This window comes from Microbacterium enclense, from assembly GCA_038182865.1.
GTDB classification, from domain to species: domain Bacteria; phylum Actinomycetota; class Actinomycetes; order Actinomycetales; family Microbacteriaceae; genus Microbacterium; species Microbacterium enclense_B.
On sequence record CP116226.1, the window covers coordinates 3,183,531 to 3,199,317 of the forward strand.

A 15,787-nucleotide genomic window follows, 5' to 3' on the forward strand; every position below is an offset into this window, starting at 1 on the left:
TTCGCTCTCACCGTAGGCCATGGGGCTCGCGGGGCGTTCCTGCCAGACCCATAGAGGTGGCTCAACGTGGTCATAGGCAGCACACAGCATCCAGGGTCATCGTGGAATCGCCTGGAAGAAGGAGCATCACATGAGCGACACCACGGACAATCGTCCCGAGGGTAACGACAACAGCCGGAACACCGACGCGGCCGCACAGAACGCCGTGCCCACGTCGCCTCGCACCGATCACGGAGCTGCGGGGAACGCGAGCGATGCCGCCGCGCCCGCCGGTGCCGTCCCACCCGTGCCGACCCGGTCGCCCGCCGCCGCAGCGGCCGCATGGCCGCCACCCGCGCACACCCCCGCCGCGGGTGCTCACCCCGGCGGCACGCACGACGGCGCGACTCGCCCTCAGGACTATGCCGCCGCCCCGTCGGGGGCGACCGGTCCCACCGGTCACGCCTTCGGGCCCGCAGCCGGCGGTCACGATCCGCGCGGGCAGCACCCCACCCTGAACCTGTCCGAGGGTGCTTCGCCCTCGCAGCCCCGCAAGAAGAGCGCCGCGCCTCGGATCGCCGCGCTGCTCGTCGCCGCCGCGCTCGTCGGCGGCGGTGCCGGTCTCGGCGGTACGTACGCCGGACTGACGCTGTGGGGCGGATCGAACTCGGCCGCCGTGTCGGGTCCCACCGCGGTCACCGTGAACAACCCCGAGGACGTCAACAACACCACGGCAGTCGCCGCGAAGGTGGTTCCGAGCGTCGTGACGATCCAGGCCATGGAAGGCCAGACCGGTGACACCGGCTCCGGCGTCATCCTGAGCAAGGACGGCTACATCCTCACGAACAACCACGTGGTCACGATCGGTGGGAAGTCGGCGAATCCCACCGTGTCGGTTACGACCTCCGACGGCCGCGTGTTCTCGGCGAAGATCGTCGGCACCGATCCGACCTACGACCTCGCCGTGATCAAGCTCGACGGTGCCTCGAACCTCACGCCGATCGACTGGGCGGATTCGTCGAAGCTGAACGTCGGTGACAACGTCAGCGCCGTCGGGGCCCCGCTCGACCTGCCGAACACGGTGACCACCGGCATCGTCAGCGCGCTGAACCGGTCGATCCTGGTCGCCTCGTCGGCTGCGCCGAAGGACGGCACCGAGTCGGAGGACGGCTCGGGATCGGGAGGAAACGAGACCCCGTTCTTCTTCGACTTCGGTGAAGGCCAGCAGGGCCAGCAGCAGACGTCGCAGTCCATCAAGATCGCCGTCATTCAGACCGACGCCGCCATCAACCCGGGCAACTCCGGCGGCGCGCTGGTCGACGACGAGGGCAAGCTCATCGGCATCAACGTCGCCATCGCCAGTGCCGGCGGTTCATCGTCGGGGGGCCAGTCCGGCAACATCGGCGTCGGCTTCGCGATCCCGTCCGACGTGGCCAAGCGCATCTCGCAGGAGATCATCGACAACGGCGCCGCCACCCACGGCCTGCTCGGTGCGAACGTCCAGGATGCCGCGAACATCCAGGGCGCGACGACGACCGGTGCCGTGATCGCCGAGGCCGTCAGTGGAGGTGCGGCCCAGGCTGCGGGACTGCAGAAGGGCGACATCGTCACCAAGTTCAACGGCATCCCGATCACCAACTCCGCCGACCTGACCGCTCAGGTGCGCGCATTGGCGGCGGGCGCCAAGGCGGAGGTCACCTACGTCCGCAACGGTCAGGAGAAGACCGTCGAGGTCACGCTCGGCCAGATGCCGACCAACTGACGTCCCGGACGAAAGACGCCACCCCGCGATAGGCTCGCGGGGTGGCGTCTTTCTCGTTCGGGGCGGGAAACGCGCGAAAACTCCGTCGGATCCCGGTGTACGTCGCGGGTCGGCTCCTCACGGCCGCCACCCCGCGGTCGCGCGCAGAATGGGTGTTCGGCTGCGCGGTCGGCGTGACCGACGGCGCTCTCGCGCTCTGGCGCGTCGCCGCGGCGCACGGCGAGACGGGCGTGTGGCTCGTGGCCGACACCGCCCAGGCGCGGCAGGCGGACGAGCTCGGCATCCCCTGGGTGCGAAAGGACTCCCTGCGGGGGCTGTGGCGTACGGCCCGGGCACGCGTGATCGTGGTCACGCACGGCTTCGGCGATGTGCAGAGGTACGCGGTCACCGGCGCATTCATCGTCCAGCTCTGGCACGGGATCCCGCTGAAGCGGATCGGGCTCGACTCCGCCGAGACCACCCGTACGTCGTCGGGTCCGGCGGGTGAGGTGCTCCGCCCGATCGTCGCGGCGCTCTACCGCCGGACGACCCGTCAGATCTCCCTGCTCCCCGCCGCGTCGCATCTCGTGCGCGGGCGGCTCGAGACGGCCTTCGCTCTCTCCGACGAGCGACTCCCCGTCACGGGCGAGCCCCGGGTCGACGTGCTCTCGCGCGGGCGTGCCGAGGATCGGCGAGCCGTCGCACGCGCCGAACTCGAGAAGACGACGGGGCTGTCGCTGGGTGACCGCCGAGTCGTTCTCTACGCGCCCACGTGGCGCGACGGCGAGGACGACCCCGCCGTCCCGAGCGGCGGCGAGTGGGATGCCATCTCCGCGGTGCTCGACCGGCTCGACGCCGTCCTGCTCGTACGGTCACACCCGCTGGGCGAGGGGGACTACACGCCGCCGACTCCGATCGACCGCGTGGCGTCCCTCGGGGCCGACCGGGCAACGGACGTGACGCCGGTGCTGCCGGGCGTCGACGTGCTGATCACCGACTATTCCTCCCTTGTGTTCGACGCGGCGCTCGTGCCGCTGCCGGTGCTGTTCTTCGCCCCCGACCTCGAGGCGTACACGGCGCGGCGAGGGCTGTACGGGCGCTACGCCGACGTCGCCGGCACCGATCCGGCACGCACCTGGGCGGAGGCGCTCACCCACCTGGACGGCATCCTGAACGATCCCACCGAGGCGGTGAAGGCCTCCCGCCGGCGGAGCGCGACCGTCCACGCCCACCGCGACGGCAGGAACGCCGAGCGCGTCTATCGCGAGGTTCGCCGCCGCCTCGACCGCGAGACACCGAGCAGCGTCCCGTGGGGCGCGAGAAGGGCGCAGCGATGACTGACGCGCGATTCGTCGACGACGGCACCGGCACGGTGTTCGAGATCAGCGGTGTCGGGCCGCGCCCCGCCTCCGTGCAGCTGATCGGGCGGCGTGCTCGCGTCACCGCGCGTCTGCACGGGCGGGGGCGGAGCTGGCGAGCCGAGCTGCCTCTGCGGGCGCCGCGCTGGGGTGGGCCCGAGCTTCCCCTGCCGACGGGGGAGTACCGCGTACGCGTCGATGCGGGTGAAGCGACGGATGCCGCCGTCCCGGATGCCGCCATTCCGCTGACCATGCTGACGGGGCTGCGCGCGGCGTGGACAGGCGCCATCCTGCATGTCGGGCCGCCGGTCGATCCGGCGTTCACCTCACGCGAAGGCCAGGCCATCCTCGAGAAGAGGTACTCCGCGAGTCGCGAACCGCTGGAGAACGCCGTGTTCTTCGAGAGCTTCTACGGACGCAACGCGAGCTGCAATCCGCTCGCGATCGATCGCGAGCTCGCGCGGGTTGCCCCGGGGGTCACGCGGTACTGGAGCGTGGTCGACCCGTCCGTGGCGGTTCCCCCGGGGGCCGTGGCCGTCGTGGAGGGGAGCCCCGCCTGGTGGCGGGCCCGCGGAACGGCCCGGCTGCTCGTCGTCAACGACTGGTTGCGTCGACGCTTCGTCCGTCGTCCCGGGCAGGTCGTTCTGCAGACCTGGCACGGCACCCCCCTGAAGCGGCTGGCGTTGCACCGCCCCGGATTCGATCCGCGACGCGCGGTCGCCGTGGTCCGCGAGGCGCTCCGGTGGAACGTTCTCCTCGCGCAGAGCCCGTACGCGGCGCGCGTGCTGACCAAGGCGTACGCGTTCCTCCGTCGGCCCGTGTGGATCGAGGGCTACCCGCGCAACGATGTCCTCCACAGCGACGACGGGCGACGCACCCGGCAGGCCTTGGGCATCGAGGCCGAGGAGCGCGTCCTCCTGTACGCCCCCACATGGCGGGACGACCGCGAGGCCATCGTCGATTTCGTCGACCCGGCGGCGCTCGCCCGCGCGACCGATTCGGTCGTGCTGGTGCGCGGCCACTCCCGAACGCTCCTCCCCGGCGAGGACGCGCGAGGCCCCCGCGTCATCGACGTGACCGGGTACCCCGACACGGCGCACCTGCTCGCCGCGGCCGACGCTCTGATCACCGACTACTCGTCCGTGATGTTCGACTTCAGCATCACCGGGAAGCCCCTGTACTTCCTGGTCCCCGACCTCGAGCACTACCGCGGAGCCCTGCGCGGGTTCTACTTCGACCTGCTCGACGCGGCACCCGGTCCCATCGTCCGATCGCAGGACGACCTCGAACGGGCGATCGAGGAGGTCGACCCGTCGATCTTCGCCGATCGGTACGCACGATGGCAGCGCATCTTCAACGCGCGGGACGACGGCCGTGCGAGCGAGCGGGTCGTCGCACGCATCCTCGATCGCGGGTTCGTCGATCGCGAGTGAGCCGCGCGCGTCAGGGCAGGGGCGTGTTGCGGCCGTTCAGCCGCGACGTGTCGACGGTGTCGCGAGCCCCGCGCAGAACGCCCCCCACGAACCCGGCTCCCCACGAGAGGTGCATCGAGGGCAGCACCGCCGCCGTCCACATCCGGTCGCGCCATCCTCCTCCTCCCGCCCGACCCAGCGCGGCCAGGGCGACGAGGGCAGCGTACGCGGCAACCGGGACATGGACCACGGATGCCGCAGCCGACCGCCGACCCCGCACGCGGCGACCGATCTGCCAGACGCCCGTCGCGGCCGACAGCACGGTCGCTGCCACCAGGGCGGGCGGGGCGAAGAAACGCAACGAGTTGCGGCGACCGTAGCGTCGGACGAGTTCGCCGCGCCACGCCCCCGTGGCACGGAACTGCCGCACCAGGCGGGTCCAGCTCTCGCGGGGCCAGTAGACGACCGAGAGTGCCGGGTCGAACCAGACGCGGTACCCCGCACGGCGCAGCCGGAGGTTGAGCTCCCAGTCCTCCCCGCGCCGGAGGGACGGATCGAATCCTCCGACCTCGTCAATGGCCGCGCGACGCATCACGCCGAGATAGGCCGACTCCGCCGGCCCCTCGGGCGAACCGCCGTGATAGGCCCCGCCGCCGAGGCCGACGCGCGCGTTGTACGCCCGCGCCACCGCCCTCTGAAAAGGCGAGCGACCATCGGCGCGCATCACACCGCCGACGTTGGCCGCGCGGGTGCGCGCGAGAGTGGCCAGCGCCCGGAGCGTGTACCCGGGGGAGAGCTCGGAATGGGCATCGACGCGGACGACAGTGGGGTAGCGGCTCACACCGAGCGCGAGATTCAGACCCACCGGGATGTCGGCATCCGGATTCTCCACCAGCACGATGCGGTCATCCTCCGCGGCGAGCTCCCGTGCGATCGCGGTGGTGCCGTCGGTCGAAGGTCCGAGGGCGAGCACGATCTCGACGGGGCCGGGGACATCCTGGCTGAGGGTCGAGCCGACCGCGCGACGCAGATACCTCTCCTCGTTCAACACGGGCATGATGAAGCTCACGCCGGCGTCGTCGGGGGGAACGGGCGCGTCTCTTCCGCCGGGGGTCGGGAGCAGCATCCGTCGATCCTTTCACGCCGTGCCTGGCCGGTACCCTGGAACGATGCCCCTCGCCCGCGACGCCCGACTCGCGGTCGGTCTCCTGCGCAAGGCTCTGGCCACACGCACCGCCCGTCGCGATCTGCACCGCGCCCTCGCCGCGCGCGGGCCACTTCCGCACGCGACATTCCGCATCGCGGTGTACTTCGCCGACGGTGCGGTGAACATGTACCAGATGCGTCAGTGGTACGCGCCCCTGCGCGACCTCGCGAGGACGTGGCCCGTCGTCGTCATCAGCCGTTCGATCCGCGGTGCCGACGCTCTGCTGAAGGACGGAGAGCTCCCCGTGGCATTCGCCCCGACCGTCCGCGACGTCGAACAGGTGCTCGCTGAGCAGGACATCCGCCTCGTGTTCTACGTGAATCAGAACACGCGCAACTTCCAGATGTTCCGGTACGGGCGTCGTTGGCACGTGTTCATCAATCACGGCGAGTCCGACAAGATGTACATGACCACCAACCAGTTCAAGGCGTACGACTACGCCTTCATCGCCGGAGACGCCGCGCGGGAGCGGCTCGGACGGGTGCTCTGGGACTACGACCTCGACCGGCGGACGTTCTCGATCGGCCGCCCCCAAGCCGACCACGTCGCCGGAGACGCGCCCTTCGACCCGGACGACCGCACGGTCGTCCTCTACGCGCCGACCTGGGAAGGCGACCGCCCGTCGGCGCATTACGGCTCCGTCCGGTCCCACGGTGAAGCCCTGGTGGAGGCGCTCCTCGCTTCCGGGCGTCACCGCGTGATCTATCGCCCGCACCCGCGGTCCGGGGTGATCGATTCCGAGTACGCAGCCGCGAACGCCCGGATCGTGGCGGCCCTCTCCGCCGCGAATCGCGCCGACCCCTCCGCCCGCCACACCTACGACGCGTCATCCACGCTGGGGTGGCAGCTGCGGGTCGCCGACCTCGCGATCCTCGATATCTCGGCGATGGTCTATGACCGGCTCGCGCTCGGTGCGCCGCTCATCGTCACCCGCCCCGCCGACCCCGAAGCCCTCGTCGACGACGCGGGGTACCTCTCGGCGTGCGAGTGGCTGGATGCCGGGCGTGCGGGCGCCGTGATCGAGGAGGCCGATCGGGTACTGGGCGATCCCGAGGTAGGCGACCGTCTCCGGTACTGGGTGCAGCACTACTTCGGCGACACGACGCCGGGTGCCTCGACACGTCGCTTCCACGCCGCCGTCGAGGAGCTCATGCGTCGCTGGGACACCTGGCACGGACGAGGCTCCGAGTCCCGCGAGGGAGAGATCGCCGGTTAAAGTGCGGCGGTGAGACGTCCGATCGCGGCGAGCGGGATGCCGAGCCAGTCCGGGCGGTTGCGTGTCTCGTAGATCGCTTCGTAGACGGCTTTGTCCAGCTCGAACGCCGCGAGAAGATCACTACCGCCCGGGATCCGGCCGCCGGTCGTGGCGGCATAGCCCTCGAGGAACGCCTGCTGCGCGGCGATGACCCATGTGCGAACCGTGGCGCCGTCGTCGTCGGCGATCGCACCCGAGACGTAGTCGAACGAACGGAGCATCCCCGCGACGTCCCGCACCGCCAGATCGGGCAGGAGCCTCTCCGCCATCGGCCGCAGCGGCTCGCCCTCGAAGTCGAGCAGAACCCACCCGTTGCTCGGCGTGTGGAGCACCTGTCCGAGGTGGAGGTCGCCGTGCACACGCTGCAACGCAGGCCAGTCGGCGGCGGCCGCCCGGGCGTAGACCTCACGGATTCGAGCGACGTGGGGCAGGAGAGACGGGACCTCGTCGACGGCGATGGCAAGACGTCGTTCCCACGCGCCCACGACAGCGGCGCGATCGCCCTCGGCGGCTGCGCGGGTGGGGAAGGCGGTGGCCAGAGAGACGTGCATGCGCGCGACGCTCTCTCCGAGTGCCCGGGCCGGCTCCTGGAAGTCCTGGTCGGCCGCGGCCGCGGTGAGCGCGACGCGCCACGCGTCCTCCACGCCCTCGAAGAACTGCTGGGCGAACGCCAACGAACCGGTCAGCGGGCTACCGGACGACGACGTCCAGGTGCCGCGCACCTCGCCGATCGCCGCGGGAACGAAGGTAGCACCCGCCGCGGCGAGCGCGGAGGGGAGTTCGACGTCGGGATTGAGCCCGGCATTCACCTGCCGGAAGAGCTTGCAGATGACCGGGATGCCGTCGCCTTCGGGGCGGAAGATGATGGAGGTGTTCGACTGCTCACCGCTGAGGACGCGGGCCTGGGCCGTGGGTGCGGCGGCCCCGGCAGGCGACAACGCGATGGCTTCGAGCCCCGCCTCCGCCGTCAGCGGGGTGCCGAGGGTCACCGCCCGGTAGAGCAGATCGGTGAACGCATCGTCGGTCGTGGCATCCGCCCAGACCGTCTCCTCCGCCTCGGGGCCGATGAGGCTTCCCGGGAGGACGCTGCCCGCCGGGCGAGCGACGACGGGCACCTGGTAGACGATCGCGGGCTCGGCGGCGTCGTCGCGGACGAGCAGGAGCCGCGTGCGCGGTGCGCTCACCTCCCACGACGCGACGAGGGTCAACCGCGGGTCGCGCCCCTTCGTGCCGTACCAGCGCTGCCGCGGCATCCAGACCGCGAGGAGATCGAGGAGGTCGCCCATGCCGCGAGAGTAGCCCGCCGAGGCGAACACCGCCCGGGTCTTGCGTCGGGGGTGCGAGAAATGAGAGGGCTCAGGATGCCGTGCCCTCACCCGTCTCGCCTGTCGGGGTCCGGTCGTCGATCGAGGTCTTCTTCCGGCGTGGCAGTGCTTTTCGCGCGATCGATCCGGTGCGCCGCCCCGCCGTTCCCATCGCGTCGGCCACCGCGCCGCCGACGCGGTGTACCCCCGTGACCGCGGCACGCTCGATCCGCTCGGATCCTGGACGGGGCTCGACGTCGGCGGGAAGCACGAGAGGGGGAGGCCCGAAAGCGCGCCGTGCATTGACCAGGACACGACGCCCGAGAATGTGGTTTCCGGCGCCGCCGACGACCGCGCCGACCCCGAAGGGGAGCGCTTTGCCGAGCCAGGACGCGCCGCCGCGTGCGGCGAACTGGCGTACGAAGGTGGTCTTGAGACGATCCACGAGCGGCGCGACGGCGGCGCGAGGGAGGGTCTTCGTCACGAGGTCGCCCCAGTATGTCGATCGGGACGCGCCGCGTCCGGCGGCCTGAGAGGCGAGCTGCGCCACGAGATCGGTGCCCTCCTTGCCGAGCATCAGTGTCAGGACGAGAGCCCGAGCGCGGTCCGGATCGTCCATCGCCACCCCGTGGACCTCGGCGACCGATTGCGCGTAGAGCGCAGTGGCTTCCAAGAACCCGATGGTCTCGACCCCGCTGAGGGCCAGGGTGATACCCGTGGTGATTCCAGGGACGACGGCGGTCGCCCCGACCGCGGCGCCGCCCGTGGTCACCGCGGCGAGATAGCGCCGTTCGAGGATCCGCAGGATCTCCTGGGTGGTGGCATCCCTGTGGCGGAGGCGAATGCTGCGCAGGTGAGCGAGCACGACCGGGCGCTGCACCGCGAGTGCGCGGTCGAGCAGACGGATCAGCGCAGGATGTTCCTCGGACCCGACCGGGGGGAGCCCGCCCTTCCAGGGCGCGTCGTCGGAAAGGGAGTGGATGCGGTGCACCTTCTCAGCCATGCCGACATCCTCTCCCGAGACTCCACGCGCCGGGGGCCGCTTGACGGGCAGGGTGTCGGCCTCCGCGTGGCTGAGGCGTCCGAGGGCGGATCAGACGAAGAGGTTCGCGCGCTCGAGATCTTCCGCGAAGTCGACCTCGACGGCGTAGAGATCGGAGATGTCGAGGGGCTCGACCCGCAGCCCGTCGTGCGTGATGGCGAGCTCGATGCCGCGCTCGAAGTAGTCCTGGTCACCGACGCGCTGGAGCTGTCGCTGGAGGGCCTTCTTATCGCGCGAGGACACGTAGTTGATGCCGACCGCTTCACCGATCCCTCCGACCACGACCTTCGACAGCTCCTTCACGAATCCTTCCGCGTCGACGGTGTACTTGACCTCTTCGTCGCCGACGCTCGCGGTGTCGACGGTCACGAACGAGCGATCGGCGTCGACGAGCTCAGCGGCGCGGCCGAGCACACGCGGGTCGAACACGACGTCGCCGTTCATCCACAGCACGCCGGCGCGGCCCGTCTTCGCGAGCGCCCGCAGAAGACTCTTCGAGGTGTTCGTCTGGTCGTAGCGGTCGTTGTATACGTAATCGGCGTCGGGGAAGGCATCGACGATGGTCTCGGCGCGGTAGCCGACGACCGTGGTGATGCGTGCGGCGCCGCCGAAAGCGGCACGGATGTTGTCGTGCTGCTGCTGCATGATGCTGCGGCCGTCAGCGAGGGGAGTGAGGGGTTTCGGCAGGCTGCGGCCGAGGCGCGAACCCATGCCCGCGGCGAGGATCACGATTTGAACAGTCAAGGCTGGCTCCTGGGGGGGATGAGTCGTCATGTCCGGTTCACCGGAATGTCACGCCTTCGTGTTCTGTCGATGCTAGCGAAACCCCTCCTCGGGGTGGCATGATTCGCGCCACTCGTTGCGCTTTCGTGATGGGCTTCCGCGTCTTGCACACGATCACCCCGCGTGCGGTGGTGTCGGAGGGGCTTGCTAGTTTGGAGTGATGACAGCGTCGCTGCCGCAGCCCCACGAATCGTCCGCCCCTCGGTCGGACGACGATGCGGTGAGCGCCGATCCCACACCCCAGACACCTCCGACCCCGAAACCGCGCACCCCGCGGGCACCGCGATCGACCACCCCACGCGCGCCGCGAACGTCGACCGCGCGGACGCCGCGGAGTGTCGCCTCGACGTCCGACACGCCGGATGAGGGGCAAACCGCCACGGGCTCTTCGCCCGCATCCCCCGCCAAGAAGCGACCCGCGGCGAAGAAGCCCGCGACTCCTCGCAAGCCCGCGGCGCCCCGCAAGCCGGCGGCCCCGCGTCGACCCGCCGCGCCGAGGTCGACCGCAGCGGAGAAATCCGCGACCACGGCCGTGGAACCTGAGGCGGTCGGAGCGCAGACAGTTGCGGACGACCTCGTCATTCCCCCGCGCCCGCCGCTTCCCGCGACCGCCGGCGCGGGAGACCCTTCTCCGGCCGACACAGCGCCGTCAGACGCGGCGGTGCCAGAGGTTGCGGTGACTGATGCCGTGCTGCCGGAAACAGAGGCACCGGATGCCGCTCCGTCGGGTGCTGCTCCGAGTGATGCCGCGGCGACGGATGCGGAAGCGGTTGATGCTGCGGCGTCCGAACCCGCCGCTGCGGAGGGGGATCGCGCTCTGGACACCCCTGAGGACGAGGCCTCCGAGTCGCCCGCCGAGGGCGTGCAGACCGGTGGGACGGAGGATCCGACTCCTCCCGATGCCGCCGTGGAGGAACCCCTCGCCGCCGAGGCGATTGATCAGTCAGACGCGGTGCGCGTCGAGTCCGGCGATGACGACGACGAAACGTCCCTCGCAGTCGATTCGATCGGCGAGGTGAATCCGCTCCCCGAGGCAGAACAGTCATCCGATGCCGTGCAGCCCGAAGCTCTCGCGGTCGGCGAGACGCGGTCGGATGAGTCCGAGGTGCCGGAGTCGGCCCCCGATGACGCGGCATCCGTCGAGGATCCGACGCCGCCTGAGGTGGCTGTCGAAGAACCCCCGGTGGAGACCGAACATACCCCTGACGAGGTGGTTGATGACGCGGTCGCTCAGGAAGAGGCGGAGCCCGCCCCCGGCGACCCGGTCGTCCACGAGGACGAATCTGAAGCACGAGAGCCCGAGCCGACCGCCGCATCATCGGCCGGGGCCGCGATCGGCGCAGCCTCGGTCGAGGCGAATGCCGCCGCCGACGAGGCGGTTCCCGCCCTCACTCTGCGCAACGTGACGAAGACCTTCGGCGAGCTGCGCGCCGTCGACGGCATCGACCTCACCATCCCCGCTGGTTCGTTCTATGGTCTCGTCGGTCCCAACGGAGCGGGCAAGACCACCACGCTGTCGATCATCGCCGGCCTCCTCCGCGCGGACGGGGGCACCGTGTCGATCAACGGGGTCGACGCCGCCCGTCAGTCACGGGTCGCCAAGAAGATGATCGGCGTGCTCCCCGACCGGCTACGGACCTTCGACCGGCTGACGGGCCGGCAGCTGTTGTCGTACTACGGCGCTCTCCGCGGACTGCCCGCGGCCCTCGTGGAGAGCCGTGCCGCCGACCTCGCGCGCGCCTTCGACCTTGTCGACGCCCTCGCGCGTCCGGTCTCCGACTACTCCGCGGGTATGACCAAGAAGGTGATGCTCGCCGGGGCGATGATCCACTCGCCGCGTCTTCTCGTCCTCGACGAGCCTTTCGAGGCCGTCGATCCGGTGTCGAGCGCCGTGATCCTCGACATCCTGGGTGCGTATGTCGCCCACGGCGGCACGGTCATCCTGTCCAGCCACGGAATGGAGCTGGTGGAACGCGTGTGCTCGCGCGTTGCGGTCATCGTGTCGGGACAGGTGCTCGCCGAGGGCACGGTCGACGAGGTACGTGGTGAGGCCAGCCTCGAACAGCGCTTCCTCGAACTCGCGGGCGGTCTCGGCGACGTGGAGGGCCTGGAGTGGTTGCACACGTTCTCCGGCTGAGGCTGGCCATGATGCTCGGAGCTCTTCGGGGTGACCGAGACGACGTGCTTCGCCGGGCGGTAGGTCTTTTCGTGCTTCTCGCCGGCACCATTTTCGCCGCCGTCAACGCGAGCGGGCTCGGTGAGGTCGACCGCCTCACCGCCGGTGTGGTGACGGTGCTCGCCGGCTCTGCGATCACCCTCGGTTTCGCGGTCGGCCCGCCGGTGACGGCATCCGTCGATCCGCTCGATCCACGCCGGTTCGCCGTGGTCGGCGCCGAACCGCGCCCCCTCGCCGGGGCTCTGCTGCTCGCGGGGTTCGTCAGCGTCCCCGTACTCGCCGTGCTCGTCCTCGCGATCAGCGTCGCCGTCGCGTGGAGCGCGCAGGGAGCGAGTGCGTTCGCGATCGTCGCAGCGATCGTCCTCGGCCTCGCGACGTGCGTCCTGCTCGCGCGCGTCAGCATGGCGCTCGGCGCCTTGGTGAAGCGCCCCCGGCAATCTCGTGAGCTGGCGGGTGTGTACCTCGTCGCCGTCCTGGTCGTCGTCGTGCCCGTCGCGGTCTTCCTCGGCTCGCTCGAGTGGCGGGGCACCGTGCCCTCACAGCTGGTGTCGGCGGCTGACGTGCTCGCCTGGACTCCCGTGGGTGCCGCGTGGGGGATCGCTCTCGCGCCGACGCCGGGTGCGGCAGTCGGCAGCGCGGTCGTGGCCGTCGCCACGGTGGCCGTGCTCACCGTGCTCTGGTACACGTTGGTGCGGATCCTGCTCACCACCACCCCGCGTCCGGTCGCCGTCCGCGAGCGGGGCGGGCTGGGATGGTTCGCCCTGCTCCCGGGGACACCCGGGGGAGCGGTCGCCGCACGGAGCCTGTCGTACTGGCTGCGTGATCGGCGCTACCTCGTGAACATCGTGATCGTGCCTATCGCAGCCGTGCTGTCGATGGTTCCGCTGGTGGTGGCCGGGGTTCCGATCGAACTCGCGGCCCTCCTCCCGGTACCCATCATGGCCCTGTTCTTCGGCTGGCTCCCGCACAACGATCTCGCTTATGACTCCACCGCCCTCTGGATGCATATCGCCAGCGGTGTCCGCGGACTGTCCGACCGCATCGGCCGACTCGTGCCGGTTCTGCTGATCGGTCTGCCGATCCTCGCCGTCTCGATTCCCCTCGCCGTCGTCGCGCACGGACGGTGGGCGATCCTGCCGGCCCTCATCGGGGTCTGCGCGGCGTTGTTCCTCTCCGGTCTCGGTCTCTCCAGCATCTCGTCGGTCATCGCGCCCTATCCGGTGTCGCGTCCCGGGGACAGTCCGTTCCAGCAGCCGCAGCGCACCGGCTCCGGCGGTGTCGTGGCCCAGGCCCTCGTCCTGCTGGGGTCGATTCTGGCCGCGACCCCGGCGATCTGGCTGGCCGGTCAGGCTCTGGCATCCGGGGCCGAAGACGCGCTTCCTGCGCTCTGGGCGGGCGTCGGGGCTGGAGTCGTGGTCCTCATCGTGGGCGTCGCGGTCGGAGCGGTGCTGTTCGAACGTCGAGGGACCCGTCTGATGGAGTTCGCCGAGGCCACCTGACGCCTCCCGCACCGCGCCCGAGACGACGCGGAGTCGAGGTTCAGGTCCGCATCCTGCGCTCCGCGGCTACACTGGCACACCATGAGCACGCCTCTCGACAGCCCTGACAGCGGGGGTCTCGCGACCCTGGATCGTGAGCTCGATGAGCTCATCCGCGAAGAGAACATCGAGCCCGGCGACCACGAGCGCTTCTCGCATTACGTGAAGAAGGACAAGATCCTCGAGTCCGCTCTGACGGGCAAACCGGTGCGTGCGTTGTGCGGCAAGAAGTGGACGCCGGGGCGCGACCCCGAGAAGTTCCCCGTCTGCCCGCAGTGCAAAGAGATCTACGAGTCGCTGACCAAGTAACGATCCGCGCGCGTCGACGCGCCCTCAGCGTGCCGGGGCTGCTTCCCGGTACTGGGTCGGTAGGGCCGGCTCGGACTTGCTGAGAGCGAGCGCGCGCACAGGCAGTTCTTCGCGGACACGTGCGTGGTGCGTGCGTGCCGCCTCGACTCCCGCGGCACCGAGGGCGGCGGCATCCGGTTCGCCCTCGACCATGAGCGCTACCTGAAGGGCCCGCGCGTCGGGATGCTCGGCCGGGGTCGACAGCTCCTCGAAACCGTCGCTCACCACGATGACCTCCGACGTCGCGGTCCCCGCGTCGAGGGTGCGGAATGCGGCCTTCCGGCCGCCGTGCGACGCCTTCTGCGCCGACGCTTTCGCGACCCCCACCCACGACCCGTCGGCGGCTTCGCGCGCGACGAGCTTGAAGACGAGGCCCGCGGTCGGCACCCCCGACCCCGTGGCGACCGAGGTTCCCACGCCGTAGGAGTCGACGGGGGAGGCGGCCAGAGCGGCGAGAGCGTACTCGTCGAGGTCACTCGTGACGGTGATCCGGGTACTCGTGGCGCCGAGTTCGTCGAGCAGTGCCCGCACCTCGCCCGCGACGATCGGCAGGTCGCCGGAGTCGATGCGGACACCGCCGAGGTCGGGTCCGGCCACGCGCACCGCCGTGCGCACACCCTCGGCGATGTCGTAGGTGTCGATCAACAGCGTGGTGCCGGTGCCGAGGGCGTCGATCTGCGAGCGGAAGGCGTCTTCCTCGCTGTCATGCAGGAGTGTCCACGCGTGGGCGGCGGTTCCCATCGTGGGAACACCCCAGCGTCGGCCCGCCTCCAGATTGCTGGTCGCCGCGAAGCCGGCGATGTAGGCGGCCCGGGCTGCGGCAACCGCTGCCTCCTCGCTCGCGCGCCGCGATCCCATCTCGGCGAGAGGACGCTCGCCCGCGGCGACGCTCATGCGAGCGGCGGCGGTTGCGACCGCGGAGTCGTAGTTCAGGATGCTGAGCGCGAGCGTTTCGAGCACTACGGCGTCGGCGAAGCTGCCCTCGATCGTCAGCAGCGGGGAACCGGGGAAGTACAGTTCACCTTCGCGGTATCCGCTCACCGAGCCCGTGAAACGGTAGTCGGCCAGGTAATCGAGGGTGGTGGCATCCACGATGCGGTTGTCACGCAGGAAACGCAGCTCATCCTCGCCGAAGCGGAAGTCCTGGATCGCGGCGAGCAGGCGACCCGTGCCCGCGACGACGCCGAATCGTCGCCCACCCGACAGGCGCCTTCCGAACACTTCGAACACGCAGCGGCGCGCGGCGGTGCCGTCACGGAGCGCCGCATCGAGCATCGTGAGTTCGTAGCGGTCGGTGTGCAGGGCGGTGCTACGCGTCATGGCGCCAGCCTATTGCGGCCCAGGGTGCGTTCCCCGTCGGGCGCACGTGCTTGACAGGGCGATCCGGTTCCGCACTCCGGGGACTCGACGGCACACGCCCGTGATGCCGGGGCGCCGAGGTGCGGACGGAGCCTCGACTCCGGAGCGCAGCGCGGGAGGCGCGGCAGCACACCGGGCCGAACTCCTGAGATTCCGGCCGCTCAGATCGGACACGCGCGGGGGACGCGGCCGGATCGACCGTTTTTCAGGAGTTCGGCCCGCGCCGGTGCACCCTCGCGGGCCGAACCGGGCGCTGCCGACAGCCCGTCCACCCCGGCGGGTAGG

The 15,787-nt window shown here is 70.5% G+C and carries 12 protein-coding genes; 7 read left to right on the forward strand and 5 right to left on the reverse strand.

Translation table 11 applies throughout. The features are described 5' to 3' along the window. Positions 1-130 precede the first annotated feature (130 nt). Genes PIR02_14955 through PIR02_14965 form a run of 3 tightly spaced genes read left to right on the forward strand, consistent with a single transcriptional unit; the run spans position 131 to position 4,511 of the window. A complete protein-coding gene (locus tag PIR02_14955) occupies positions 131-1,741 on the forward strand; it encodes a trypsin-like peptidase domain-containing protein (protein ID WZH36054.1) in 1,611 nt (536 codons plus the stop codon). Positions 1,742-1,782: 41 nt separating this feature from the next. Next, a complete protein-coding gene (locus PIR02_14960; GenBank protein ID WZH36055.1) occupies positions 1,783-3,057 on the forward strand; it encodes a CDP-glycerol glycerophosphotransferase family protein in 1,275 nt (424 codons plus the stop codon). Further along, positions 3,054-4,511, forward strand: coding sequence for a CDP-glycerol glycerophosphotransferase family protein (locus PIR02_14965; protein ID WZH36056.1), 1,458 nt, complete (start codon positions 3,054-3,056; stop codon positions 4,509-4,511). Before PIR02_14960 ends, PIR02_14965 begins: the two co-directional genes overlap by 4 nt. 10 nt (positions 4,512-4,521) lie before the next feature. Here PIR02_14965 and PIR02_14970 read toward each other — a convergent pair whose 3' ends face one another. Then, the gene (locus tag PIR02_14970; GenBank protein WZH36057.1) at positions 4,522-5,616 is read right to left on the reverse strand and encodes a glycosyltransferase family 2 protein; all 1,095 of its coding nucleotides are present in this window, start codon (positions 5,614-5,616) and stop codon (positions 4,522-4,524) included. Between the two features lie 43 nt (positions 5,617-5,659). Here PIR02_14970 and PIR02_14975 point away from each other — a divergent pair, with 43 nt between their 5' ends. Further along, on the forward strand, positions 5,660-6,913 hold the full coding sequence (locus PIR02_14975) for a CDP-glycerol glycerophosphotransferase family protein (GenBank protein WZH36058.1): 1,254 nt from the start codon (positions 5,660-5,662) through the stop codon (positions 6,911-6,913). Here PIR02_14975 and PIR02_14980 read toward each other — a convergent pair. From PIR02_14980 to PIR02_14990, 3 genes are all read right to left on the reverse strand, one after another. Next, a complete protein-coding gene (locus tag PIR02_14980; GenBank protein ID WZH36059.1) occupies positions 6,910-8,238 on the reverse strand; it encodes a phosphotransferase in 1,329 nt (442 codons plus the stop codon). The two genes, PIR02_14975 and PIR02_14980, sit on opposite strands and share 4 nt — an antisense overlap. A gap of 70 nt (positions 8,239-8,308) precedes the next feature. After that, complete coding sequence (locus tag PIR02_14985; GenBank protein WZH36060.1) at positions 8,309-9,259, reverse strand: hypothetical protein; 951 nt, start codon at positions 9,257-9,259, stop codon at positions 8,309-8,311. Positions 9,260-9,349: 90 nt separating this feature from the next. After that, the gene (locus PIR02_14990) at positions 9,350-10,042 is read right to left on the reverse strand and encodes a phosphocholine cytidylyltransferase family protein (protein WZH36061.1); all 693 of its coding nucleotides are present in this window, start codon (positions 10,040-10,042) and stop codon (positions 9,350-9,352) included. 715 nt (positions 10,043-10,757) lie between these two features. Here PIR02_14990 and PIR02_14995 point away from each other — a divergent pair. From PIR02_14995 to PIR02_15005, 3 genes are all read left to right on the forward strand, one after another. Continuing rightward, positions 10,758-12,218 (forward strand): ATP-binding cassette domain-containing protein, encoded by a 1,461-nt coding sequence (locus PIR02_14995; protein WZH36062.1) that lies wholly within the window; start codon positions 10,758-10,760, stop codon positions 12,216-12,218. A gap of 11 nt (positions 12,219-12,229) precedes the next feature. Next, the gene (locus PIR02_15000) at positions 12,230-13,756 is read left to right on the forward strand and encodes a hypothetical protein (GenBank protein ID WZH39020.1); all 1,527 of its coding nucleotides are present in this window, start codon (positions 12,230-12,232) and stop codon (positions 13,754-13,756) included. An 81-nt stretch (positions 13,757-13,837) separates the two neighbouring features. Continuing rightward, positions 13,838-14,104, forward strand: a complete 267-nt coding sequence (locus PIR02_15005; GenBank protein WZH36063.1) for a DUF3039 domain-containing protein — start codon at positions 13,838-13,840, stop codon at positions 14,102-14,104. A gap of 24 nt (positions 14,105-14,128) precedes the next feature. Here PIR02_15005 and PIR02_15010 read toward each other — a convergent pair whose 3' ends face one another. After that, entirely contained in the window at positions 14,129-15,463 is a 1,335-nt protein-coding gene (locus PIR02_15010) for a nicotinate phosphoribosyltransferase (GenBank protein ID WZH36064.1), read from the reverse strand. Positions 15,464-15,787: the final 324 nt, after the last annotated feature.

Bases quoted from the DNA above. Each gene is read 5' to 3' on its own strand.
- PIR02_14975 (WZH36058.1), top strand. From the start codon at position 5,660: ATGCCCCTCGCCCGCGACGCCCGACTCGCGGTCGGTCTCCTGCGCAAG.
- PIR02_14955 (WZH36054.1), top strand. From the start codon at position 131: ATGAGCGACACCACGGACAATCGTCCCGAGGGTAACGACAACAGCCGG.
- PIR02_14970 (WZH36057.1), bottom strand. From the start codon at position 5,616: ATGCTGCTCCCGACCCCCGGCGGAAGAGACGCGCCCGTTCCCCCCGAC.
- PIR02_14965 (WZH36056.1), top strand. From the start codon at position 3,054: ATGACTGACGCGCGATTCGTCGACGACGGCACCGGCACGGTGTTCGAG.
- PIR02_14985 (WZH36060.1), bottom strand. From the start codon at position 9,259: ATGGCTGAGAAGGTGCACCGCATCCACTCCCTTTCCGACGACGCGCCC.
- PIR02_15005 (WZH36063.1), top strand. From the start codon at position 13,838: ATGAGCACGCCTCTCGACAGCCCTGACAGCGGGGGTCTCGCGACCCTG.
- PIR02_15000 (WZH39020.1), top strand. From the start codon at position 12,230: ATGCTCGGAGCTCTTCGGGGTGACCGAGACGACGTGCTTCGCCGGGCG.
- PIR02_15010 (WZH36064.1), bottom strand. From the start codon at position 15,463: ATGACGCGTAGCACCGCCCTGCACACCGACCGCTACGAACTCACGATG.
- PIR02_14980 (WZH36059.1), bottom strand. From the start codon at position 8,238: ATGGGCGACCTCCTCGATCTCCTCGCGGTCTGGATGCCGCGGCAGCGC.